General features: G+C 68.9%; 24 protein-coding genes, 1 tRNA gene and 1 pseudogene. 17 read left to right on the top strand and 9 right to left on the bottom strand.

What is annotated here, in order from left to right:
* A partial coding sequence (locus ABD120_RS37850; RefSeq protein WP_343955191.1) for a hypothetical protein occupies positions 1-540 on the bottom strand: 540 nt, incomplete at its 3' end.
* 959 nt (positions 541-1,499) lie between these two features.
* Here ABD120_RS37850 and ABD120_RS37845 point away from each other — a divergent pair.
* Positions 1,500-1,913 (top strand): DUF4279 domain-containing protein, encoded by a 414-nt coding sequence (locus ABD120_RS37845; protein WP_343955190.1) that lies wholly within the window; start codon positions 1,500-1,502, stop codon positions 1,911-1,913.
* A 320-nt stretch (positions 1,914-2,233) separates the two neighbouring features.
* The gene (locus ABD120_RS39965; RefSeq protein WP_425564104.1) at positions 2,234-2,605 is read left to right on the top strand and encodes a DUF6355 family natural product biosynthesis protein; all 372 of its coding nucleotides are present in this window, start codon (positions 2,234-2,236) and stop codon (positions 2,603-2,605) included.
* 778 nt (positions 2,606-3,383) lie between these two features.
* Here the strand turns inward: ABD120_RS39965 and ABD120_RS37840 are convergent.
* A complete protein-coding gene (locus ABD120_RS37840) occupies positions 3,384-3,896 on the bottom strand; it encodes a hypothetical protein (RefSeq protein WP_343955189.1) in 513 nt (170 codons plus the stop codon).
* Positions 3,897-4,090: 194 nt separating this feature from the next.
* Positions 4,091-4,399: a hypothetical protein gene (locus tag ABD120_RS37835; protein ID WP_343955188.1), complete on the bottom strand. Its 309-nt coding sequence runs from the start codon at positions 4,397-4,399 to the stop codon at positions 4,091-4,093.
* A 274-nt stretch (positions 4,400-4,673) separates the two neighbouring features.
* Between ABD120_RS37835 and ABD120_RS37830 the strand changes: the two genes are divergently transcribed.
* Entirely contained in the window at positions 4,674-5,930 is a 1,257-nt protein-coding gene (locus tag ABD120_RS37830) for an NsdA family TPR-like regulatory protein (protein WP_343955187.1), read from the top strand.
* A gap of 329 nt (positions 5,931-6,259) precedes the next feature.
* On the top strand, positions 6,260-6,430 hold the full coding sequence (locus ABD120_RS37825; protein ID WP_343955186.1) for a site-specific integrase: 171 nt from the start codon (positions 6,260-6,262) through the stop codon (positions 6,428-6,430).
* Between the two features lie 48 nt (positions 6,431-6,478).
* Here the strand turns inward: ABD120_RS37825 and ABD120_RS37820 are convergent.
* Positions 6,479-6,551 (bottom strand) — tRNA-Ala (locus ABD120_RS37820).
* A 271-nt stretch (positions 6,552-6,822) separates the two neighbouring features.
* Here ABD120_RS37820 and ABD120_RS37815 point away from each other — a divergent pair.
* Positions 6,823-7,824 (top strand): ABC transporter substrate-binding protein, encoded by a 1,002-nt coding sequence (locus ABD120_RS37815; RefSeq protein WP_343955185.1) that lies wholly within the window; start codon positions 6,823-6,825, stop codon positions 7,822-7,824.
* Positions 7,825-7,961: 137 nt separating this feature from the next.
* On the opposite strand, the gene ABD120_RS37810 is transcribed toward ABD120_RS37815, so the two are convergent.
* Complete coding sequence (locus ABD120_RS37810; RefSeq protein ID WP_343955184.1) at positions 7,962-8,681, bottom strand: HAD family hydrolase; 720 nt, start codon at positions 8,679-8,681, stop codon at positions 7,962-7,964.
* Positions 8,682-8,697: 16 nt separating this feature from the next.
* Positions 8,698-8,817, bottom strand: coding sequence for a DLW-39 family protein (locus ABD120_RS37805; RefSeq protein WP_214319204.1), 120 nt, complete (start codon positions 8,815-8,817; stop codon positions 8,698-8,700).
* Between the two features lie 439 nt (positions 8,818-9,256).
* On the opposite strand from ABD120_RS37805, the gene ABD120_RS37800 reads away from it, so the two are divergent.
* From ABD120_RS37800 to ABD120_RS37770, 7 genes are all read left to right on the top strand, one after another.
* A complete protein-coding gene (locus ABD120_RS37800) occupies positions 9,257-10,222 on the top strand; it encodes a GlxA family transcriptional regulator (RefSeq protein ID WP_343955183.1) in 966 nt (321 codons plus the stop codon).
* Positions 10,219-11,067 (top strand): HD domain-containing protein, encoded by an 849-nt coding sequence (locus ABD120_RS37795; RefSeq protein WP_343955182.1) that lies wholly within the window; start codon positions 10,219-10,221, stop codon positions 11,065-11,067. The genes ABD120_RS37800 and ABD120_RS37795 overlap by 4 nt, the downstream gene beginning before the upstream one ends.
* Before the next feature lie 61 nt (positions 11,068-11,128).
* Positions 11,129-11,482 (top strand): nuclear transport factor 2 family protein, encoded by a 354-nt coding sequence (locus tag ABD120_RS37790; RefSeq protein WP_343955181.1) that lies wholly within the window; start codon positions 11,129-11,131, stop codon positions 11,480-11,482.
* A 205-nt stretch (positions 11,483-11,687) separates the two neighbouring features.
* Positions 11,688-12,254 (top strand): MFS transporter, encoded by a 567-nt coding sequence (locus ABD120_RS37785; RefSeq protein WP_343955180.1) that lies wholly within the window; start codon positions 11,688-11,690, stop codon positions 12,252-12,254.
* Positions 12,255-12,316: 62 nt separating this feature from the next.
* Positions 12,317-13,369 carry an ABC transporter substrate-binding protein gene (locus tag ABD120_RS37780; protein WP_343955179.1) on the top strand — a complete coding sequence of 351 codons (1,053 nt, stop codon included), beginning with the start codon at positions 12,317-12,319 and terminating at the stop codon, positions 13,367-13,369.
* A gap of 14 nt (positions 13,370-13,383) precedes the next feature.
* Positions 13,384-14,412, top strand: coding sequence for a FecCD family ABC transporter permease (locus ABD120_RS37775; protein ID WP_343955178.1), 1,029 nt, complete (start codon positions 13,384-13,386; stop codon positions 14,410-14,412).
* Positions 14,409-15,185 carry an ABC transporter ATP-binding protein gene (locus ABD120_RS37770; protein WP_343955177.1) on the top strand — a complete coding sequence of 259 codons (777 nt, stop codon included), beginning with the start codon at positions 14,409-14,411 and terminating at the stop codon, positions 15,183-15,185. Before ABD120_RS37775 ends, ABD120_RS37770 begins: the two co-directional genes overlap by 4 nt.
* 26 nt (positions 15,186-15,211) lie before the next feature.
* On the opposite strand, the gene ABD120_RS37765 is transcribed toward ABD120_RS37770, so the two are convergent.
* On the bottom strand, positions 15,212-16,090 hold the full coding sequence (locus tag ABD120_RS37765; RefSeq protein ID WP_343955176.1) for an LLM class flavin-dependent oxidoreductase: 879 nt from the start codon (positions 16,088-16,090) through the stop codon (positions 15,212-15,214).
* 280 nt (positions 16,091-16,370) lie between these two features.
* Between ABD120_RS37765 and ABD120_RS37760 the strand changes: the two genes are divergently transcribed.
* From ABD120_RS37760 to ABD120_RS37750, 3 genes are read left to right on the top strand one after another with little or no spacing between them, the layout of a single operon-like run.
* Complete coding sequence (locus ABD120_RS37760) at positions 16,371-16,583, top strand: heavy-metal-associated domain-containing protein (RefSeq protein ID WP_343955175.1); 213 nt, start codon at positions 16,371-16,373, stop codon at positions 16,581-16,583.
* A complete protein-coding gene (locus ABD120_RS37755; protein ID WP_343955174.1) occupies positions 16,580-17,578 on the top strand; it encodes a hypothetical protein in 999 nt (332 codons plus the stop codon). The genes ABD120_RS37760 and ABD120_RS37755 overlap by 4 nt, the downstream gene beginning before the upstream one ends.
* A 27-nt stretch (positions 17,579-17,605) precedes the next feature.
* A complete protein-coding gene (locus ABD120_RS37750) occupies positions 17,606-19,831 on the top strand; it encodes a heavy metal translocating P-type ATPase (protein ID WP_343955173.1) in 2,226 nt (741 codons plus the stop codon).
* A gap of 135 nt (positions 19,832-19,966) precedes the next feature.
* On the opposite strand, the gene ABD120_RS37745 is transcribed toward ABD120_RS37750, so the two are convergent.
* Positions 19,967-20,476, bottom strand: coding sequence for a universal stress protein (locus ABD120_RS37745; RefSeq protein ID WP_343955172.1), 510 nt, complete (start codon positions 20,474-20,476; stop codon positions 19,967-19,969).
* Between the two features lie 88 nt (positions 20,477-20,564).
* Positions 20,565-20,897 carry a hypothetical protein gene (locus ABD120_RS39960; RefSeq protein ID WP_425564107.1) on the bottom strand — a complete coding sequence of 111 codons (333 nt, stop codon included), beginning with the start codon at positions 20,895-20,897 and terminating at the stop codon, positions 20,565-20,567.
* An 11-nt stretch (positions 20,898-20,908) separates the two neighbouring features.
* On the opposite strand from ABD120_RS39960, the pseudogene ABD120_RS37740 reads away from it, so the two are divergent.
* Together ABD120_RS37740 and ABD120_RS37735 are read left to right on the top strand one after the other, a co-directional pair.
* Positions 20,909-21,238: pseudogene (locus ABD120_RS37740) on the top strand (FAD-dependent oxidoreductase); the annotation flags it as partial.
* Positions 21,239-21,372: 134 nt separating this feature from the next.
* The gene (locus ABD120_RS37735; RefSeq protein WP_343955171.1) at positions 21,373-22,206 is read left to right on the top strand and encodes an MBL fold metallo-hydrolase; all 834 of its coding nucleotides are present in this window, start codon (positions 21,373-21,375) and stop codon (positions 22,204-22,206) included.
* Positions 22,207-22,224 lie beyond the last annotated feature (18 nt).

Raw genomic sequence — 22,224 nt, 5'->3', positions numbered from 1 at the left:
TGCCACACTGAGAACTTCCTCACTGTGTGTCCCATTTGAGCCTGACACAGAGGGCGCCGGAGAATGGCCTTCGACGTGAGACAGGGGCTGGCGGCTTCTCCCGTTGCCACCCGATGGCGGTGCCACCTGCGACACATGGCCGTTCCACCGAAAGAAGACGATGAGCAGACCAAGAAGGGTGGTGATCACACCAGAGAGTTGAGCGATGAAAGCTATCAAGAACTCGCCGTCTGTATCGCCGACCCCACCCGGTCCTTCGAGCCAGTTCGTCGTAGCCCAACCTTGCGTTGCGACGATCGCACCGAACAGAATCGCGATCGAGCCGAGGACATAGCCAGGCGTACGCGTCCACGTCCGCGTGGCGGCCAGCACGATGCCCACCACCAACCCAAGTGGGACCGTTACGACCTGTGCAGCCTCCATGGCCAACAGGGCGTCAAGCCGTACATGCTCAAAGCCGTCACCACGCTGGGTCCAGAAGACCAGCAGTCCTACGACACCGCCGAGAAAGCCGATCGTCAGCAGCCTGAGTAATGCCATGCACCCCATGATCGCGGGTTTGATCGCCTCTGCGCCAGCCCGATCGAGAATCAGCTCACTCCGCCGAGGGGTTGCCGTCGGGAGCGTCCGTGTCGGTTTCGCGGAGCTGCCCAGGTTGGGGACGGTGTAGATTCTGCTGGCGCTCCATGGCCTTGCGTACGGTGACCGAACTCCTCCATGAGCTCGACCTCGGAGATCTTGAACTTGGCCCCACTCGCCCGAGTCGATGCGCGCCGCGAGGACTTCAAGGATCTGCTCCCAGCAGGAACGGTCATCCAGGTGGTTGGTCTCCCGCTCACACACCGTCAACATCCAAACGGGCGTCTGGGCGTGGCCGCTCGATGAGATCGCTGCGACGGCGCCAGTCGACACGCTCGTCATCGTGCCTAACGGGATGGAGGTCGCTTTAGCAAGCGATGAACGAGTTCGGTTCGTCGTAAACAAGCGCAGGGCCTGGATGGAGGCCATCGCGCAGGCGAAGGGCTGAGCTGGCGCGGCGGTGGGCCGACGGTCGGCGCGGCGGTTCGGTATGGCGGTCACCATGCGGCGTACGAAGAAGCCCGTGAGACGGCAGGGGGAGATCCCTGCGGCACGCCCAGATCGCGGTAACGATGAACGTGTACAGCGAGGTCCACTCGGCGGACACGTGCGAGGCGCTCGGTCGGTTTGGCTCGTAGCTGTACTTTGCAGCTGTACAAGATTGAAAGGCCACTTCTCGATCATGGGAAGTGGCCTACCACGTGCGGTGGAGCTTAGGAGATTCGAACCCCTGATTTCCTGCTGAAAAAACGGTCCGATCACCAGGCGCAGTGGCCTCGACCTGCTCTGAGGACAGTTCGCGAGTGACCGCTGCTGACCGCCCTTAATGGCACGACGATCAAGGTCTTGAGCAGTAGAAGCGACTGTCCCTGCCCAGTCGAGCAGGTGCTCGCCGACCCTTGAACCGCTACCGTGTCCACGTGATCGTCGAGCAGCGGGTTTACTTTATGATCCAGTCCGATGAATTAGACCCTGGTCGGATCACGCAGTACGTGGGCGTCGAGCCGACTCGATCTGAGGCGAAGGAGTCACGACGCGGCAGGAAGAGTGAGCGCCTGATGCCGCCACGTCACGAATGGATGCTCGACTCCGGCCTTGCGGCCACCACCTCACTCGATGAGCAGGTGGAAGCCGTGATGAATCAGTTGGCCGGCGCCTGGGATCGAATCGGAGAGCTGGCCGCCGGCGGCGCGACGGCCACGTTGGTCATGCTTCGGTCGTTCGAACCGGGAGAGCACTCCAGTCCGGGAGGGCTCTTTCTTAACGAAGAAGCCATTAGCTTTCTTCACAGGGTTGGAGCCCATCTATGGATCGACGAGTACGACTTGTCGTAGGGCTGGCGATGGAGAAGCTCGCAGGGTAACGGGCGGGCCGTGGGGTGCACGAACTGAGCGCTGAACCTCATCGCCGTCCACCGTCTATAAGGTGATCAGCCACGTTGTTCGGTGTCAACAAACAACTCGCCAGCCCGGAGGCCCCCTCGCGGAAATACCTGGGCAAGCGCATGGAGTCGTGTCCCTCAAACGAGCCCTGTTCGCGCTGGCCCACACGATGGAGGGACACCAGGCACCCAGCGTCTCAACACGCATCTGAACTGGCGTGATGTCTTGACGACAGAGAGCTGAAATCTGGACGACAGAGCTACGAAAGCGCCATGCGCTTGGCTAACTGGGTCCGATCTTCTTCTGCATTCCTAGGGGGAAACTTGCGCCTCGCAACTCACGCCATCGCGAAGTCGGTGCTCGTAGCCATAGCGGCCGCCACCGTCGCGTCAGCCGGGACTCCGGTCTCAGCTTCGACAATCGCCGATTCAGAAACAACCGCCCAGATCCGCTGCGGCTACTACAGAGACGCGACCGGAAACTGGTACGGGCACTGCGACGAGGGCCCGCGAACTGACATCATCATCAGAGTCGAGTCGCATATCGAAGGCCGTTACGAAATGTGCGTCAAGCCGGGCCTGACGAAGCTCGACGACTTCGCCTATTACGCTGTCTACGTCGGCAGACTGTGCAACGCTGGGTAACGTAGAACCTCGTGGCTGCCGGGCGGCTCGCCCGGCAGCCACGAGACCCGACCTGAGGGGCCACGGTAATTCCGGACAGCCGTCTCATGGCGTAGAGCCCATGCGGCCGCTTGAGGCATCAGGAACTCGTCAAGCACCTCCAAGGGCGGCCGATAGCCGAGTGCAGGCGCCGACGATTGTAGAACCCTTCGCCCTCCCGAAGACCGGGCTCGATCCGGCGACGTCTGACCAATAGAGCCAGCACGCTCCCACACAGCCCCACCCGTCCCGTGATCTCAGACCCCCGGCGGAGACTTGAATTCGCGTCCCTCGAAACTTGTCGCGTTTGCGCTGGTCAGCAGCATAGAGGGGCACCGAGGACGCCGGGGTCAGGTGTGGTGCTGGTGAAGAGGGTGGAGGCGCGGCGGGAGCTGCCACAGGGGACGCACCTCGAAGCCCTGGAGGTTCGGGCCTGACTCATCGAGGTGGGGCGCTCACCGCCGCGCCGGTCTATCGGGCCCGCGCGTGTGCCGGACTCGCCGCTCCCGCCCCCACCGCCCCGGTCTCTGACGGTGTGGGCTGTGTGGTGGGCTCGCGGTCGAGGGCCTGGAAGCACGCGTCACACACGGTGTCCGTGAGTGGTTCCCATATGCACGGTTCGCCCCAGTGGTTGCCCACCGTCGCCCACTGGCCGCACAAGGCGGCGGTCTCGTCCCACACCCGTGTCTCGGGTGTGCGCACGATCAGGCAGTAGGGCCCAGCCCGCTGATGGCGAGGACGAGCACCGGGTCCGGATCTCTCATAGCGCGCCCGGACGCGGGGAGGCCGCTGGCGCGTCGCCGCCGCTGACTCTCCTGAGCCGGAGACCCCAGTCTTCGGCTGGCAGGGATTCGGGGACGCGAGGGATGCCCGAGTACGGGACCAGGTCGTCGAGGACCACGAGGAGTTGTTTGGCCAGGGCGTGCTGAAGCTTGCGGAACTCGTCCAGTTGAAGCGTGGCGCTGCGCTGGACGTGGACGATCTTCTTCCCGCCGGAGGGGGCGAAGAGGTCGGCGATGACGCCGTACGGCTGGGCGTCGCTCACGGTGTAGACGGCGGAGCCCCGCCGCAGGTGCGGGCACAGGGTCAGCGAGTCGGGGATGCACGGCAGGCAGGTCGGGGGCGCGTTCGTGTACCCGGCGGCAGCCGGCCCCCGGTCGGCTTCGTCGGCCAGGAGCCACCAGGTACGGCCGGTGACCTGGTCAACGGCCGACCCGCCGCACACCTGGCACAGCTTCCGGAGCATGCACCGCCGCTGTCTGAGGGCGTTCACCCGCTTCCATTCGGGTTTGCCCCCGCCCGTGAGCCCTTGGCGCATCCACAGAACGCCCAGCGACCAATCGCCGGGATGAGGGTTCTTGTAAGTGAGACGGAGTCCACGGGCATCGTCCGACCAGACGAACCCGAGGCCATGATCCATGGTCTCTCCAGACCAAGCCGTGATGTAGGGGACCTGCGGCTTCGTGCTCACGGCGCCACTCCGGTGCGCTCGACCGGGTCGCACAGAGCTTGGGCCTGGCGGAGGTCGGCGTAGCGGAGCGCGATCCGCCGCGCCGCGCGGGTCACGTCCGTGACCGGATGATGGGCGTAGACCGGCCGCCGCTGCCAGGCGTTCCAATAGAGACGCCACCAGAACCGATTCGGGTCACACCAGACGACCAGGCCGACCCACACCGACACGAGCGCCAGGCCGTACCCGTTGTGGACGTCGGCCTCGATCTCGTGGGCGGCGCGCAGCACGTCACGCAACCGCTCTGCCGACTCGAGGGGCGTCACCACCTGCCCCCGCCGTGGCCCGGCAGGGGACACGGGCATGGTCGGGGTACCGGTCTCGGCATGGGCAGATCTAAAGTGCTCCATGGGTCGCACCTCCCAGTGCGATCAAGGCCCCGGCCTGTGCTTTGCCTCACCGCGTCCGGGGCCGGTTGCCGGAGGTCGTCCGCGTGGATATCCATCACAGCGCCATATCGCATGGGCAAAAAAGGTGCGGCTGAGGGACACTGAGGGATACGAAGAACGCCACCCGCCCCTGACTGCGAGGTGTGACGGCATGGCTGAGGAAAACCCCAGAGAAGTACCTCTATGGGCAGAGCGTCTGCGCGAGGAGCGACGCAAACGAGCATGGCCACAAAAGAAGCTCGTTGCCCAGCTCTTCAAGGCCGCAGGCCAAGACGTCGCGCTGCCTATGCCCGAGTCGGTGCTTCGCCGGATCAAGGACCATGAGGCGGGTAGAAATCTACCCAAAGACCCCTATCCCATTCTCTATTGCAGGGTGTACGGCCTCAGCGAGCGTGACCTGTTCCTCGACAGCGCGCCCGAATCTCGCCGCAGCCCCGATGAAATCCTGGCGACGCTTCTCCCGCAGCCCGGCGAGCCGCTAGCAGCCCGTTTCACGCATCGAAACAGGCGGAGAGTAGGCGCGAGTACGGTAAACGACTTGTCGGCGCGCGTGCACGGGCTACGCCTTGCCGATGACGTACTCAGCGGCGACGACCTGATCGGACCCGCCTTTCGAGAACTCGACGACGTTGTGCACTTGTATCGAGACAGCACCCATAGTGACGACGTAGGCCGTGCGCTGCTTGTGATCATCGGTGAGTACGCGCAAATCGCCGGGTGGATCGCCAGTGACGCGGCACAGCATGATCTCGCGGCGCGAACCTATCGACTTGGCATCGAGGCGGCGCGGGAAGCGGGTGATGAGGTTCTGGAATCGAATCTCACCGGCTCTCTCGCCTACCAGATCGCCAACGTCGGAGACCCCGCCGAAGGGGTAGCGCTGGCTCGGGCGGCGCTTCACGTGCTCGGTCCGCATGCCCCTGGACGGGCACGGGCGCTCGCCTGGGATCGCGTGGCGTGGGCCCACGTGCGAACAGGGGACGGGCCGGCCACCATGCGTGCACTAGGTGAGGCGGGATCAGCGCTCGCCGGTGACCGGGGTAACGGTAACCCTGCTTACCTGTACTGGGTGAATGCCGGAGAACTACAGGTGATGGAAGCACGGGCCTACACCGAACTCCGCCGCCCGCTCCGCGCGATTCCCCTCCTCGTTGACGTGCTGAATCGCTATGACACGACGCACACGCGAGAATTCTCGCTCTACCTGTCATGGCTGGCCGTCGCCTTGGCGGACGCGAATGAACCTGAAGAAGCCGTTAGGGCGGCGCGACGAATGCTCGACCTGTCGGCCGATGTGGCGAGCAAACGCGCCGCACACCGGACGCGAGTCGTGCTCAAGCGGCTTGCGCAATATCGCGACGTTCCGCCTGTCCAAGAACTATTGAACGAGTATCGGTATAGCGCCTAGCGTCGCACAGCCACCGACTGGCGCCGGTCTTCGTTGTGTGAAGACTGCGCCTATTCTTCGGCCATGGGTCCGCCGGTCGGTTCACCTGAACGCCCCGCCGCCCTTTGGGGCTTATTCGGCCAGAAGAGATGAAGCCTTGCGGGCGAGAGCCGAGTTTCGGAATGTCCGGGCGAGAGTGCGGGGCTAATGTGAGTTGCACTCGAAACTGTCGGGGCGCAGAAGGGGGTCCAAATGAGCAACGTCATCTCTGAAAGCGAGATCAAGGGGAGGCAACGTCCCGGCGTGACTTCAAGAAGGTCGTCAAGGGCGCCGGGTGGACGTCCCGGGAGATGCGCCAAAGCTTCGTCTCAGTTCTGTCGGACTCCGGGGTGCCGACCGAGGTCATCTCGCGCCTGGTCGGCCACACGAACTCTGTGGTCATGGAGACGGTCTACTGCCAGCAGATCAGCCCGGTGATGCAGGAGGGCGCGACGGCGATGGATTTCATCTTCCAGGCTTAGACACTCAACGCCCCGTACCCCGACCAGGGGACGGGGCGTTGTTGCAGGTGGAGCCTAGGAGATTCGAACTCCTGACTTCCTGCTTGCAAAGCAGGCGCTCTGCCAACTGAGCTAAGGCCCCAGAAAACAAGCATCTGACCTGCGAAAACTCTTCGCAGGTCGTGCGTGCTCCGGCTGTACACCGTAGCAACAGCATAGACTTCGGCGCCACCTGGTGTGCACACGACGACCGTGCGAGAGGCCCTTCGTGTCCGTTCGAACTCGCCTCCGTGATTCCGCTCTCCAGTGTTGCTGTCGTGTTTCCGGCAGAGTGTCCGGTGATCGCCGGCACGAGCGGTCTTCGACACCAACGATGAGCTTCTCGGCGGACTTCGATACGAGGTGAAGATCAGATGACTCAGAGCCCCCGTCTGCGTGTGGGTGCGTGCCTGTCCCTGTCGGGGCGCTACGCCCGCTTCGGCACGCAGGCCCGTCTCGCGCTCCAGATCTGGCAGACCACGGACGAAGCCGAACTGATCGTCGAGGACGACCACAGCGACCCCGACGTCCTGGAGAACCGCCTCCACCGGCTCATCGACCGGTGCGACGTCATCCTGGGCCCGTACTCCACACAGCTGATGCGCCGCGCGGGCACGGTCGCCGCCACACGCGACCGGCTCCTGTGGAACCACGGCGGATCCGGCGACGACGTGGAGTCCGCCCACCCGGGACACATCGTCTCGATACTCACCCCGACAAGCGGCTACGCCGAACCCTTCGTACGACGCGTCCTCGCACCCAGGCCGTCGCGGGAGCTGTGGATCGCCCAAGGCCGCGGACGATTCGGCCGCCAAGTCGCCGACGGCGCCGAAGAAGTCGCCCACTCCCTCGGGATACCGACCAACCGTCTCACCCCCGACGAACCCCTCCCCACGACATCCGCAGCCTGGAGCCTCCTGTGCGCCGGATCCTTCGAGGAGGACATCGCGCGAGTCCTGAGCGCTCAGGCGTCAGCCACACCGCCCGAGGTCATCTGCGCGGTCGCCGCAGGAGTACACGAGTTCGGCGAACACGTCACCCGCCCAACAGGCATCTACGGCATCGGCCAATGGTTCCCAGGCGGCACCGAGACTCCCCACCTCGGAATGACAGAGGAAGAGTTCGTCGAGAGCTACCGCCGGGCGGTGGGAGCCAGCCCGGACTATCCGGCCGTCCAGGCCGCCGCCACGGCCACCATCGCCGCCCACTGCACCCGCCACGCCCAGGACCCGACGCGGGCAGCGGTCTGGCGCGCGGCCCTCGACCTGGAAACCACCACGATGTTCGGCAGGTTCAAGATCGACCAGCACGGCGTTCAGACAGGCCACCAGGCCGCGCTCACGAGGTGGACCGACGAAGGGCTCTCGACCGCCTGAATCAGCGAATGGATGCCGCCCCGCGAGCTGCCCCGGCGGGTGTCCAGACAGCGACTAATTGTCCTTGCAAGTCCTCGATATGCGAATGGCCTGGTCGTCGCCGTCCAGGCCATCACATCGCGCACCGCAAGAGGCGCTTACCCGGGTTGAGTGGCTGCCCCCGGATCTCCGTTCAGGATCAAATTGGGGAGGTCGGCGATGGAGTCGAGGATGTGCGTGGCGCCGCCCTTGAGGAGACGCTCGCGGCTGTGGACGCCCGTCATCACGCCGGCCACGATGGAGGCCCCCGAACGGCGGCCGCACAGCATGTCCGCCTCGGAGTCGCCGATCACCGCGACCTGCCGTACGTCCTCCACTCCCGCCCTGAGTACGGCGTGCAGCACCATGTCCGGCCACGGCCGCCCCCGGCCGCCGGCGTCCTCAGGGCAGATCGCCAGGTCGATACGTTCGTGCCAGCCAAGGAGGGACAGGACACGACCTAACGTGTTGCGGCTGAAGCCCGTGATCAGCGCAAGACGGACACCGGAGCCTCGGAGCTTGTCCAGCACCTCGACGACTCCGGGCATGGGCACGAGACCCGCGCGCTCCAGCGTGCCTTCGTACGAACGCTCGAAGGTCAGGTTGGCCGCCTGGGCCTGGGCCTCGTTCTCGGGGAAGATCCCCCGGAACACCTCGATCTTGGGGCAGCCCCGGGACCGGTGCACGTGAACCATGGCACGCGCATAGGCCCCGGTCCCGGGGACAATGCCCTGAGTGGCGATCGCCTCGGCGAACGCACGCTCGACCATGCCGATGTCACCGATCGTGGTGCCGGCGAGATCGAGGCACGCCAGCTTGATGGGGACGTCGTCGCTCATCGCCTCGCCAGGTCGGTTAGTTCTCGCTACCGGTCGCCTCGGTCCACAGATCAAGCTCGGCGCGGTCGGCCTGCACCTTACGCCAGATCAGCAGCCCCCCAAGAGCGATCAGCGCTAGAACGATCAGCTTCTTCACGGTGTGACCCCACTTCTTCGACGGTCTCACCTGCCGGGGTGAGACCCAACGGTTGCCTTGCAGCCTAGCAAGGTATGGGCGTGGTGCTTCTGTTGAGCCTGAACGAGATGCGGGTTATGTGCCACCGCTTTCGCCCCAAGGACAGCTCGGGTACGGGGTGGTGTGTGGTGAAAGACATAGAGAGTGGTGAGAGCTGGGCATACGGCTGGGGCTGGAGGTGCACGCAGGGTGATCGACTAGTGCCGGATTTGTCGTGATAAGTGAAGGTCTCCTGACTGCAGGAGAGGTACGGCGAAGGCTCCGACGGCCCGTCGCCGAGGGCTTCGCACGCCGCGCAAAGACAGCACAGCAGGAGGCCCCACGGAGACGATCGGGGATGTCCTGATCTGTGGGCAGGTGGTCCTTGTGGACCTGCCGGGGGGGCCGCAAGGCTGGTGGGGTGGCAGATGTGGTCGTGGCCGTCTATGACGGAGTGGTGCTGCTGGACGTGGCCGGTCCGGTGCAGATCCTGCACGGGTCCGGCCGCTACCGGATCCGGTTCGCCTCGGTCGACGGGTGCCCGGTGCGTACGGACATCGGCGTGCCGCTGGGGGTGGACCTGGCTCTGGGCGAGCTGACGGGGTCGATCGACACTTTGCTGGTGCCGGGCTACGCCCACCCCGACGGTGACCACGCGGCGGAGTTGTTCCTGCGCCTGCTGCCCGATCTCGCCGGGCGCACGCGCCGGGTGGCCTCGGTGTGCACGGGAGCGTTGCTGCTGGCCGAAGCCGGGCTGCTGGACGGGCGGCGGGCCACGACGCACTGGGCCGCCTGCGCCGACCTGGCGTCGCGGTTTCCGAGGGTCGCCGTGGAACCGGACGCCCTCTATGTCCGGGACGGGCCCATCGTCACCTCCGCCGGTGTCACCGCCGGGATCGATCTGGCGCTCGCCCTCGTCGAGGAGGACCACGGCCCGGACCTGGCGCGATCGGTGGCCAAGTACATGGTGGTGTTCCTGCAACGCCCGGGTGGCCAGTCGCAGTTCAGCGTGCGCGAAGCCGTGGCCACGCCGCGCCGGCCCGCGTTGCGCCGGCTCCTGGACACGATCGCGGCCGAACCGGCGGCCAACCACACCCTCGCCGCGATGGCGGACAGGGCCGCGGTGAGCGAGCGTCATCTGACCCGGTTGTTCCGCCGCGAGATCGGTCTCACGCCCGGCCAGTACGTCGAGCGGATCCGGGTCGAGGCGGCCCAGGCTCTCCTGGAGACCAGCGCGGCCGGCGTGGACTCGATCGCCCGCAGCTGCGGCTTCGGCTCCGACGAGTCGATGCGCCGGGCGTTCCTCCAGGTCCTGGGCACAACACCGACCGCCTACCGCCAGCGCTTCCGTACGTCCCACACCAACCTCTCGAAGGAATCCCCATGAGCTCGTCCGTGCCCCGCCGAACTCTGCTGGGAGCCGGCCTCGCCGGTGCGGCCGCTTTCGCGGCCGACACCCCCGCGGCCGCCTCCGCCCAGGCCGTCCAGAACGCCCAGGCCGTCCAGAACGCCCAGGCTGTCGAGAACGCCCAGGCCGTCCAGAACGACCGGGCCGTCCAGAACACAGAGCCCGCCGCGTCGGCCGACCTGTCCTTCCCCGGTACGGCGATCGCCCTGGCGGCCCGCCGGCTGGTCACCGACGCCCAAGAGCCGTACCTGCGTAATCACAGCCTGCGCAGCTTCCTGTTCGCCCGCGCCGCCGCCGGGCAGAAAGGCCGCCGGCCGGGCCGTGACTACGACGTGGAGGTCATGTTCCTCATCTGCGCGCTGCACGACATGGGGCTGACCGCCCGCACCGACACCGGCCAGCGGTTCGAACTCGACGGCGCCGACTTCGCCGCACAGTTCCTGGAGAAGCACGGCATCACCGACCGCCGCGTCGACACCGTCTGGGACGGCATCGCCCTGCACACCTCGTACGGCCTGCACGAGTCACCGGTGTTCATCCGCCGCCGCCCACCCGAGATCACGATCGCGCAGGACGGCATCGGCATCGACGTGGGCGGCGGCCCCGACACGCTCCCCGCCGGCTACGCCGACCGCGTGCACGCGATCTACCCCCGCTATGGCGGCGCCCGCGCCATGACCGACGCCATCATCGCCCAGGGGCTCGCCGACCCGCGCAAGGCACCGCCCACCACCTTGCCCGGCGAGATGCTGCACCAGCGGCACCCCGAGCTCCCCTACACCACGTGGGACGACATCCTCGACGCCGGCGGCTGGGGCGACTGACCGATGGCGAACCCACGAACAGACGTCGCCAGTTGGCGCCGACCAAGGAAAGGACAATCTGATGACGTTGATCGACCGCTATGTAGCGGCTTGGAACGAGACAGACGCTGAAGCCCGTGCCAAGGCCGTGGCCGAACTGTGGACCGAGGACGCCACCTACACCGACCCTCTGGCGGCCGTGACAGGTCATGAGAGCATCGCCGCGGTCATCGCCGGGGCGCAGGACATGTTCCCCGGATGCGTGTTCACCGCCGGTGAGGTCTTCGACGCCCACCACGACATCGCCCGCTTCACCTGGCACCTGGCGCCGAGTGGCGCGGCCGAACCGCTGGTCGTGGGCTTCGACGTGGTGGAACTGGCCGAGGACGGCAGGATCCGCAAGGTCCTCGGCTTCCTCGACAAGGTCCCCGCCTGACCTCGTGAAGTGAGACGCCGGGCCGCTACGGCGAGCCCGGCCCGCTCCAGAGGGCGATCGAGCGAAGAAGTAGCTGACGCTGGGCGAAAGAAGAAGGGCGGCTCTCTCATGGTGCCGACGTCCGACATCACCAGGTCGGCGACAACGGCATCCGCTGATCCTTCGGATCCCGCCGGCGGACGCCCTGCCGCGCGAGTGTGAGGTCATGGCAGGGGACTGGATCCTGCGGGTCACGCGGGCGGCGGTCTTCGCCGTCGCGTGCGTCGTGCTGGCCTGCCTCGCGCACCTGGTCGGCGGTGGCATGGTCCATGCCGAAGCGCTGGTGGCCGGTCTGGCCCTGACGCTGCCCGCCGCGCTGGCCCTGGCCTGGCGTGAACGTTCTCTCCCGCCGATCCTGTTCATCCTGGCGCTGGTCCAGGCAGGGCTGCACACGCTGTTCGGCGCGATGTGCCCGGTGGCGGTCATCCCGGCGAACGAGCATCTGACACACGGCGGGCCCGGCGTGGGCATGCTCGTGGCGCACGCGTGGGCGGTCGTGCTGACCGCGTTGTGGCTGGAGCGGGGCGAACGCGCCCTGTGGTCGCTGCTCCGCCTGCTCCTGACCTGCGGGTTTCGGCTCCTGCGCGTGGTGCTCGGCGAGCGCGAGCACCTTCGCCCACCCTCCCGGCCGGTACGCCCGAGCGCGTGCCCGTCCGTCGCTCCGCTGCGTCATGTGCTGGTACGGCGCGGCCCGCCCCCGGGGATCGTGGCGGCAGTCGATCGGGCCTGGTGAGGCGGGGCCGGTCGTGGCCGCATGCCGTACCGACCGGTTCACCCATCTGGGAGCAGATCCACGTGTCTCGTCTTTCGCCTGCCCTGATCCTGCTGACCTCCGCCCTGCTGACCGGCTGCGCCGTCGCGCCGTCGGCCGCGCCGCCGCCCGCAGCGGCGGGCTTCCCGGTCCAGGTGCCCGACTGCACCGGCAAGGTCACCCCCTTCGACGAACCCGCCAGGAAGATCGTCACCAGCAACGCCGCCGGCCTGGAGATCCTCCTGTGGCTCGGTGCGCAGGAGCTGGTCGTCGGCACCGGGTTCCCTCCCGGCAAGGGCGACCTGCCGCCCGAACTCGCCGCGGCCGCCGCCAAGGTCCCCTCGTTCGGCGGTGACGCCACCGGAGGGGCGATGCGCGGCATCAGCCGCGAGCAGCTGCTCGGCTCCGGCGCCGACACCTATGTCGAGGCGTGGGGAGCGCTGGCCGGGATGGACGACGTCGCCACCCCGGAACAACTGGCCCGGGTCGGCATCAGGAAGGTTCTGCTGCGTTCCACCGCCTGTGCCCCGGCGATGAACGGCCCGCAGACCGACCTGTCGGTCCTGCAGGCCGACATCGCCCGGCTCGGCGCCATCACCGGCCGGGCGACGGAGGCCGAACGCGTCCTCGACGGCATGAACACCACGTTGGCCGAGGTGGAACGCGCCGTCGCGGGCGCCGCGCGGCCCAGCGTGTTCTTCTTCGACTACGACGCCGGCACCGACGCACCCATGACCCCCTGCAACCGCCAGGTCGCCAACGCCGTCTACACCTTGGCCGGCGCCCGCAACGTCTTCGACGACTGCGCCGACGACTTCAAGAAGGTCGGCTGGGAGGAGGTCGTCGAGCGCGACCCCGACTGGATCCAGCTCGGCGTCCGAGGCCGTGGCGACACCGCCGCCGACGCGCGCGCCTTCGACGAGGCGGCGGAGTTCCTGTCCACTTTCGCCGCCACCCGCGACCTCAGGGCGGTCAAGGCGGGCAGGTTCCTGCGCATCCGCTCCGAGGTGACCACCATCGGCGGCGTACGCAACGCCGACACCGTGCGTTCCATCGCCGCCGCGATCCACCCCGGCCGGATCAAGGCGGCCGGGTGAGTGCCGTCGCACCCATGTCACGCAGGGCACTCACCGTCACGGCGTTCCTGCTGCTGACTCTCGCCCTGGCGGTGACGCTCGCCGTCTCACTCGGCCCGCTGGACATTCCTGCGGGCACCGTGTGGACGATCGTGGCCCACAAGATCAGTGGCCTCGGCGACGCGTCCGGCTGGACGGTCAGCGAGGAGGTCGTCGTCTGGCAGGTCCGCCTGCCCCGGGCGTTGCTCGCCGTCGTGGTGGGCGCGGGCCTGGGCATCGTCGGCGCCGTCACCCAGGCGCTGGTCCGCAACCCCCTCGCCGACCCCTACCTGCTCGGCGTCTCCTCGGGCGCCTCGCTGGGCGCCGTCATGGTCATCGTGTACGGCGGCGCCGGCGCGCTGGCCGGCGTCGGCCTGCCGACGGCCGCGTTCGCCGGGGCGCTGCTCGCCTTCGGACTGGTCTGGCTGATCGCCCGCAGGGGCGGCGGTTACGCGCCGATGCGGCTGGTCCTCGGCGGCGTGGCCGTCGGCCAGTTGCTGGCCGGTCTGACGAGCTTCGTCATCCTGCGCGCCGACGACGAGCAGCAGACCAAGGGCATCCTGTTCTGGATGCTCGGCAGCCTCGGCGGCACCGAATGGCGGCTGCTGCCGCTGCCCGCGATCGGCGTGGCCCTCGGCCTGCTGGCCCTGCTGGCCAGGTCGCGGCCGCTCAACGCGCTGCTGATGGGCGACGAGACCGCCGCCGGGCTGGGCATCGACGTGGCGCGGCTACGCCGGGAGCTGTTCGTGGTCACCAGCGCGCTCACCGCGCTCATGGTGTCGGTCTCCGGCGCGATCGGCTTCGTGGGCCTGATGGTCCCGCACGTCGTCCGGCTCCTGGCGGGCACCGAGCACCGCAAACTGCTGCCGCTGTCCGCGCTGACCGGCGCCGTGCTCCTGGTGGCCGTCGACGTGGTCGCCCGCATCGCCCTGGAACCGGAGGAGATCCCCATCGGAATCGTGACCGCGCTCATCGGCGCGCCGCTGTTCCTGTACCTGCTGGACCGGCGACTGGAGCGGCGATGAACGTGACCGTCGACACGGTGTCGGTGGACCTGGCGGGTACCCGCGTCGTCTCCGGCGTCGACTTCCTGGTCGGCGACGGTGAGATCGCCGGGCTGGTCGGTCCGAACGGCAGCGGCAAGTCCACGCTGCTGCGTACCCTCTACCGGCACCTGCGGCCCGCCGCCGGGCGGGTCCTGCTGGCAGGGGACGACCTGTGGCAGCGGGCGCCCGCCGCGAGTGCGCGCCTCGTGGCCGCCCTGCCGCAGGAGCGGGCCACCGACTTCGAGCTGACCGTGGCCGAGGTCGTGGCCATGGGGCGGACGCCCCACAAGGGTGCCTTCTCCCGTGACAACGCCCACGACAGGGCGCTCGTTCAGGGGGCGTTGCAGCAGGTCGGCATGGACGGGCTGGCCCACCGGCCCTTCACCGGGCTGTCGGGCGGGGAGCGCCAGCGGGTGCTCCTGGCCCGTGCGCTGGCGCAGGAGCCCCGGGTACTGGTCCTGGACGAGCCCACCAACCACCTGGACATCCGTCACCAGGTCGAGTTGCTGGCCCTGCTGCGCGGTCAGCGGACGACCACGCTGGCCGCCCTGCACGACCTCAACGCCGCCGCCTCGGTCTGCGACCGTGTCCACGTGCTGTCGTCGGGACGGATCGTCGCCTCCGGGGCACCGGCCGAGGTGCTGACGCCGTCGCTGATCGCCGAGGTGTTCGGGGTCCGGGCCGACGTGGTGACCCATCCGCTGACGGGAGGGGTACTGATCGCCTTCGACCACATCACCCCCCTTCCCTGATCGGCGCGTCTGAAGGCGGAGGTCGGCTATCGGGGCAGGGATGCGCGGGCTTCGGCGAGGACTTCGGTCTGACGTGCCCAGTCTCCGCCGTCGAGGCTCAGCCCGACCGACTCGGCGCCGGCCTCCGCGTACGCGTGCAGGCGTTCGGCCACCTGCGCGGGGCCGCCGGTCACGGGTACCGTCGCCGCCTCCTCCGGCGGCATGCCGTGGACGTCCACCAGGACGCGCACGAACGACTCCACGGCGGCCGGGTCGTCGGCGAGGATCGCGTGACCGCCCACGGAGATCGCCGGGACCGGCCGGTCGAGTTCCCGCGCGAGTTCGCCCAGCCGTACCGCTGCTTTGGCGAGCGCCGTGGGGCTGATCAGGGAGGGCACCCAGCCGTCCCCGTAGCGGACCGCGCGGCGCATCGCCGCCTCGGAGTTCCCGCCGACGAAGATCGGTGGGACTGGGGCGGCCGGAGCCAGGGTGACCTCTTCGTCGCCGACCTTGGTCGGCTCGCCTCTGATGAGGCTCGGGAGGACGCTCAGCGCGGTATCCGTCCGGCGTCCGCGCCCGCTGAGGGGTCCGTCGACCGCACGCCAGAACGGTGATCCGGGGAAACCGCCGATCCCGACGCCGAGAACCACCCGGTTGCCTGACAAATGCTGAAGAGTCTGCAGTTGCGTGGCGACCCAGGCCATGGGGCGCAGCGGCAGGCTGAGCACGCCGAACTCCAGCGCGATCCGCTCGGTCGCGGCTGCGGCCCCGGCCATCACGAGCATGGCGTCGAAACCGGGCGTCCCGTCGCCGACGATGAAGTCGGGCGTGCTGACGGCGTCGTAACCGAGGTTCTCAAGGTGGCTCGCCATCATGGGGTCGGGTACGCCGGCGGGCGTCATGGGCAGCGTGGTGCTGATCCGCATCGCGGTCCTTTCGAAGGTCGGAACGCGGTTCACGCTAGAACCTCAAGTCGGCTTCGGGGCAATTCGCGGGCTCTGAAAGACCTGGGCGCCCCCGACGGTTGGCGCTGACCCCCTGGGGGTATGTGTGGACCTGTCGCGCGTTCTCCCTGCTCAGAGCCTGATGGTGGCCACCGCCGCGAGCCGTCGAAGCCAAGAAAACGCAGATTTTTCAGGCCGGGGAAATACCCTAGGGGGGTACGGTGTTACACTGGCCGGGACAGCAACCAGTAAGGAGTACGAGATGAGCACCGCTACCTACACCGTCAAGGGCATGACCTGCGGACACTGCGTCAGCTCTGTCAAGGAAGAGGTCGGCGAGGTCGCGGGTGTCTCCTCCGTAGAGGTGGACCTGGCGAGCGGCCTGCTGACCGTCGAGAGCGCCGACCCCGTTGACGAGGCCGCCATCCGCGGCGCCGTCGAAGAGGCCGGATACGAACTGGTGACCAACGCATGAACACCGCGACGAGGCTGAGCACGTACGCGCTCGGTCTGGTGGTCGTCTTCGGCGGCACCTGGGGGGCGGGCAACCTGATCGGCCCCCCGGCCGACGCCGCCCCGTCCACCCAGGCCCAGCCCGCCGCCAAGCCCGCGACCCAGGCGCACGCCGGGCACGGGCAGGCACAGGAGACGCAGCCGAGCCCCGCCGCCGGTGACGACAAGCAGAGCAGTGATACCCCTGGGGGGCTCCAAGTGTCGCAGAACGGCTACACCTTCAACCCGCTCACCACCCTGAAAGCCGGCGAAGCGGGCGACTTCAGGTTCACCATCACCGGCCCCACCGGCAAGCCGGTCACCGACTTCCAGGTCAACCACGACAAGAAGCTCCACCTCATCGTCGTCTCCCGTGACCTGAGCACGTTCCAGCACGTCCACCCGGAGATGAGCGCGGACGGCACCTGGTCCACGAAGCTGACCCTGCCGGGTGCGGGCGCCTACCGCGCCTTCGCCGACTTCTCGCCGACCGGCGGCCCCGCGCTGACGCTGGGCGCCGACCTGCAAGCTGCCGGCGACTACCAGCCGAAGCCGCTGAAGGCGGCCGCCAAGACGGCCGAGGTCGACGGATACACTGTGTCACTGGACGGCGACCTGGTGCCGGGCAAGTCCACCAAGCTGACGCTGTCGGTCAGCAAGGACGGCAAGCCGGTCACGGACCTGGAGCCCTACCTCGAAGCGTACGGCCACCTGGTGGTTCTGCGCGCGGGCGACCTCGCCTACCTGCACGTCCACCCGGACGGCGCCCCCGGCGACGGCAAGACCAAGCCGGGCCCGGAGATCACGTTCTACGCGGAGGCGCCCAGCGGCGGCGATTACCGCCTGTTCCTGGACTTCCAGCACGGCGGCACCGTCCGCACGGCCGACTTCACCGCGAAGGCGGGGGAGCCCGACCCGAACGCGCCCAAGCCCGAACCGGCGCAGAACGACCACGACTCCACCCCGCACAGCCACTAGCAGGGCGCGAGACAGAAAGGAGAGGTGATGTCCTCCCTCACCGACGACAAGCCCCAGGGCGCGGTCGAGCTCTCGATCGGCGGCATGACCTGCGCGTCCTGCGCGAACCGGATCGAGCGCAAGCTGAACAAGATGGACGGCGTCAGCGCGACGGTCAACTATGCGACGGAGAAGGCGAAGGTCACCTTTCCTGAGGGCCTCGACCCGCAGGACCTGATCGCCACCGTGGAGTCGGCCGGCTACACCGCCGCGCTGCCGAAGCCGCCGAAGGCCGAGGCGGCGGCGGGCGAAGGCGCGGCCGACGACGACGAGCTCAGGCCGCTGCGCAACCGCCTGGTCACCGCGCTCACACTGAGCGTCCCGGTGATCGCGATGGCGATGGTCCCCGCGCTGCAGTTCGAGTACTGGCAGTGGCTGTCGCTGACGCTGGCGGCGCCGGTCGTGGTGTACGCGGGCTGGCCGTTCCACAAGGCCGCCTGGACCAACCTGCGTCACGGCGCCGCCACGATGGACACACTGGTGTCCATCGGTACGATCGCGGCGTTCCTGTGGTCGCTGTGGGCGCTGTTCTTCGGTACGGCGGGCGTCCCCGGCATGACGCACCCGTTCGAGTTCACCATCGAGCGCACCGACGGCTCGATGAACATCTACCTTGAGGCCGCCGCGGGCGTCACGGCGTTCATCCTGGCCGGACGCTACTTCGAGTCGCGCTCCAAGCGCCGCGCGGGCGCCGCCCTGCGTGCGCTGCTGGAGCTCGGCGCCAAGGACGTGGAGCTGGCCGACGGCCGCCGCATCCCCACCGACGAGCTGAAGGTCGGAGACACCTTCGTCGTACGGCCCGGCGAGAAGATCGCCACCGACGGCGTGATCGTGGAGGGCACCTCCGCCGTGGACGCCTCGATGCTGACGGGCGAGTCCGTCCCGGTCGAGGTCGCCCCCGGCGACGGCGTCACGGGCGCCACCGTCAACGCGGGCGGCCGCCTGATCGTGCGCGCCACCCGGGTCGGCGCCGACACGCAGCTGTCCCAGATGGCCAAGCTCGTGGAGGAGGCCCAGACCGGCAAGGCCGCGGTCCAGCGGCTGGCCGACCGGATCTCCGGGGTGTTCGTCCCGATCGTGATCGCCCTCGCGGTGGGCACGCTCGGCTACTGGCTCGGCACCGGCAACGGCGCCGGTGCCGCCTTCACCGCGGCGGTCGCGGTGCTCATCATCGCCTGCCCGTGCGCGCTCGGCCTGGCCACGCCGACGGCGCTGCTCGTCGGCACCGGCCGGGGTGCCCAGATGGGCATCCTGATCAAGGGCCCCGAGGTCCTGGAGTCGACCCGCAAGATCGACACGATCGTCCTGGACAAGACCGGTACGGTCACCGAGGGCCGCATGACGCTGACCGACGTCCACCTGGCCGAGGGCGAGACCCGCGAGGAGGTCCTGCGCCTGGCGGGCGCTCTGGAGCACGCCTCCGAGCACCCGATCGCCCAGGCCATCGCGAAGGCGGCGGCCAGCACCTCGAAGGTGGAGGACTTCGCCAACGTCGAGGGCCTCGGCGTCCAGGGCATCGTCGACGGGCACGCGGTGCTCGTGGGCCGGCCCCGGCTGCTGGAGGAGTGGTCGCAGCACCTGCCGGCCGACCTCGTCGCGGCGCTGGAGCGGGAGCAGAACGCCGGCCGTACCGCTGTGGCGGTCGGCTGGGACGGCAAGGCCCGCGCGGTCCTCGTGGTCGCCGATGTCGTGAAGCCGACCAGCAAGGAGGCGATCGGGCAGCTACGCGCGCTGGGCCTGACCCCGGTGCTGCTGACCGGCGACAACGAGGCCGTCGCGAAGACCGTGGCCGCCGAGGTGGGTATCGACGAGGTCATCGCCGAGGTGCTGCCCGCCGACAAGGTGAGCGTGGTCAAGCGGCTCCAGTCCGAGGGCAAGACGGTCGCGATGGTGGGTGACGGCGTCAACGACGCCGCCGCGCTCGCCCAGGCCGACCTGGGTCTGGCGATGGGCACGGGCACCGACGCCGCGATCGAGGCCAGCGACCTGACGCTGGTGCGCGGTGACCTGCGGGTGGCCGCCGACGCCATCCGGTTGTCGCGCAAGACGCTCAAGACCATCAAGGGCAACCTGTTCTGGGCCTTCGCCTACAACGTGGCCGCCCTGCCGCTGGCCGCCCTCGGGCTGCTGAACCCGATGATCGCGGGTGCGGCGATGGCCTTCTCCAGCGTCTTCGTGGTGAGCAACAGCCTGCGCCTGAAGGCGTTCAAGTAGGTCCTGCGAGCCGGGCCGCCGACCCTGACCGGGGTCGGCGGCCCTTTCACGTGGTCCGGCCCGAGACCGTCACATGCCGCAGAAGCGGCCCCGCGTCACCCGGCCTGGGAGCGTCGCTCCGCGCATCGGGGGGCGTCACTTGCTCCAGAAGCGGCGCGTCCGGGACGCCGACAGGGGCGGCTCCTCGGGCGGGGCGGGTTCGCGGACGATGACGACGGTGGCGCGGGCGTGCCTGGCGCAGTACATGCTGGTGCTCGGCAGCAGCACCCGGCTCAGCAGGCTGCGGTGGCTGCGCCCGAGCACCAGCAGATCGCCCTCGTGGGCCAGCTCGACCAGGTGGTAGCCGGGGTCGCCCATGCGCCCGACGATCACCGTGTGCACGTCGTGCGGCAGCCCGCCCGCCACCTCGTCGAAGGCGGCGTTGACCACGTCGGCCGAGCGGGACTCGTCGCCCGCCCGCGCCGCGTGCTGCACGGGCAGGGCCTCGGGGAACGCGTGGATCGGGGCACGGGCCACGTGCACGGCCACGAGCGGCATCCGGCGCAGGCGGACCGTGCCGATCGCCCATGCCAGAGCCAGGCGCGCGGCCGCGGACTCGTCCACCCCGACGATGACGCGCGCTCCGCCGGGCAGGTTTTCGTCCACGGCGCTCTCCTCAAGAAGAGATACGTGACCATAGTGCTCCCGCTGGGGACCACTTCCAAACCTGGCGACTATCCGCAGAGCCATACTTTTAAACCTGTCTACCCAGGCCAGGATTCCTATTCGCCGAGCTGGTCCGCCACACACGCGAGGTAGAGACTGAGCCGGGCCGCGCTCGCGCGCCGAGCCGCAGCGCCGAGGCGGCGTCCTCGTAGGCGGCGTGCAGTCCGGGCACGGTCGTGGCGCTGCCGCCGACGCCGACGCGCGCCTGGAGCCCGGCCCGCTGCCTGACGGCCGCCGCCAGCCGCCCGTAGTCGGGTTCGGCGCGGTCGGCGGCCCACCGCAGTACGGCGAAGCGCCCGGAACTGACCGCCGCGACCAGGTCCTGCGGGTCGGCGAAGGTCTCGCGGATGATCCGCAGCAGCCCCGGCCGTCCGGCGCCGGGTCGCCGCGGGCTACCGCGTCGAGGGGGAGGGCGTCATGAACCCGGTCGCCTTCGCCGACTCCCTCGCCCGCCACCTGGGTGAGAACGACGTCGGGCTCACCGAGCACCTGGCCGTGCGCGGCTTCGCGACCAAGGGCGGCCGGGTCGTCGCCGTCAGGACCGACGACGGCGACCTGGACTGCTCCGCCGCCGCCGCGGGCCCCTTCGGCCGTAGCACGGCCGACATCCCCCAGCGGTGGCTGCCGTCGGTCAGCGGGCGGTCATGGACGGCCCGGCCGCCGAGCAGGGCGTCGCGGCCCGAGGACCGGAACCTGGCGTGAGTGTCCGCGAGCATCGGCCATCGTCCCTTTCCGTCTGAGGAGCAGGCCACTGACGATAACCTCGTTCGGGAGATGACCATGACAATCCGCCCTGCTGGGCCGCAGGGCGCCCGGCCGAGTTCCAGGACCAGCGCATGAACGAACCGTGGCAGGAGGTCGGCGACCGCGTCTTCGTCAGGCGGCACGAGTCGTACGACATGAACGTGGGACTGATCGTCGGCGACGGGCAGTGCCTGGTGATCGACACCCGCACCTCGCACCGCGAGGCCGCCGACCTGATCGCGGCGATCCGGCGCATCACCCCGGACCCGTGGACGGTCGTCAACAGCCACTCGCACTTCGACCACTTCTTCGGCAACGCGAGCTTCCTGCCCGCCGAGATCTGGGCGCACGTCAGGTGCGCCGAGGTCATCGGGGAGTCGGGGGAGCGGCAGCGGGCCAGTGTGATCGCCGCCCTTCCGGAGGCGCGCCGCGAGGAACTGGAGGAGGTCGAGATCGTCCTGCCCGACCACACCTTCACCGACCAGGCGATGCTCGACATCGGCGGCCGGGTCGTCCACCTGCGCCACCTCGGGCTCGGGCACAGCAGCAACGACATCGTCGTGCACGTCCCCGACGCCGGCGTGGTCTTCGCGGGCGACCTCGTGGAGGAGGGCGCGCCGCCGGCGTTCGGCGACTCCTTCCCGCTCGACTGGCCGCTGACCACCGCCGCGATGCTGGCCCGGACACCCGAGCCGGTGATCGTCCCGGGCCACGGCGCGGTGGTGGACCGCGCCTTCGTCCGTACGCAGCAGGAGGAACTGGCCGAGGTCGCCGCCCTCGCCAGACGCGCCCACGTGGAGGGCCTGCGCGACCTGGTCGCCGCCTTCCCCTACCCGGAGGACGTCGTCCGGCAGGCGGTCGAACGGGCCTTCCTCCAATTGGACGCCGAACAGCTGGACGCCGAAGTCGACGGCGGCACCCGGTAAGCCCCCGCTTGACCGGGT

Origin of the sequence: Nonomuraea longicatena, assembly GCF_039525605.1 — a bacterium.
In the GTDB taxonomy this organism is placed as follows: Bacteria; Actinomycetota; Actinomycetes; order Streptosporangiales; family Streptosporangiaceae; genus Nonomuraea; species Nonomuraea longicatena.
The sequence above is the reverse complement of the archived record's forward strand: the minus strand, read 5'-3'. Positions and strand labels throughout refer to the sequence as shown.

Bases quoted from the DNA above. Each gene is read 5' to 3' on its own strand.
- ABD120_RS39965 (WP_425564104.1), top strand. From the start codon at position 2,234: ATGCGCTTGGCTAACTGGGTCCGATCTTCTTCTGCATTCCTAGGGGGA.
- ABD120_RS37830 (WP_343955187.1), top strand. From the start codon at position 4,674: ATGGCTGAGGAAAACCCCAGAGAAGTACCTCTATGGGCAGAGCGTCTG.
- ABD120_RS37825 (WP_343955186.1), top strand. From the start codon at position 6,260: ATGCGCCAAAGCTTCGTCTCAGTTCTGTCGGACTCCGGGGTGCCGACC.
- ABD120_RS37815 (WP_343955185.1), top strand. From the start codon at position 6,823: ATGACTCAGAGCCCCCGTCTGCGTGTGGGTGCGTGCCTGTCCCTGTCG.
- ABD120_RS37810 (WP_343955184.1), bottom strand. From the start codon at position 8,681: ATGAGCGACGACGTCCCCATCAAGCTGGCGTGCCTCGATCTCGCCGGC.
- ABD120_RS37795 (WP_343955182.1), top strand. From the start codon at position 10,219: ATGAGCTCGTCCGTGCCCCGCCGAACTCTGCTGGGAGCCGGCCTCGCC.
- ABD120_RS37790 (WP_343955181.1), top strand. From the start codon at position 11,129: ATGACGTTGATCGACCGCTATGTAGCGGCTTGGAACGAGACAGACGCT.
- ABD120_RS37785 (WP_343955180.1), top strand. From the start codon at position 11,688: ATGGCAGGGGACTGGATCCTGCGGGTCACGCGGGCGGCGGTCTTCGCC.
- ABD120_RS37775 (WP_343955178.1), top strand. From the start codon at position 13,384: ATGTCACGCAGGGCACTCACCGTCACGGCGTTCCTGCTGCTGACTCTC.
- ABD120_RS37770 (WP_343955177.1), top strand. From the start codon at position 14,409: ATGAACGTGACCGTCGACACGGTGTCGGTGGACCTGGCGGGTACCCGC.
- ABD120_RS37765 (WP_343955176.1), bottom strand. From the start codon at position 16,090: ATGCGGATCAGCACCACGCTGCCCATGACGCCCGCCGGCGTACCCGAC.
- ABD120_RS37760 (WP_343955175.1), top strand. From the start codon at position 16,371: ATGAGCACCGCTACCTACACCGTCAAGGGCATGACCTGCGGACACTGC.
- ABD120_RS37755 (WP_343955174.1), top strand. From the start codon at position 16,580: ATGAACACCGCGACGAGGCTGAGCACGTACGCGCTCGGTCTGGTGGTC.
- ABD120_RS37750 (WP_343955173.1), top strand. From the start codon at position 17,606: ATGTCCTCCCTCACCGACGACAAGCCCCAGGGCGCGGTCGAGCTCTCG.
- ABD120_RS37735 (WP_343955171.1), top strand. From the start codon at position 21,373: ATGAACGAACCGTGGCAGGAGGTCGGCGACCGCGTCTTCGTCAGGCGG.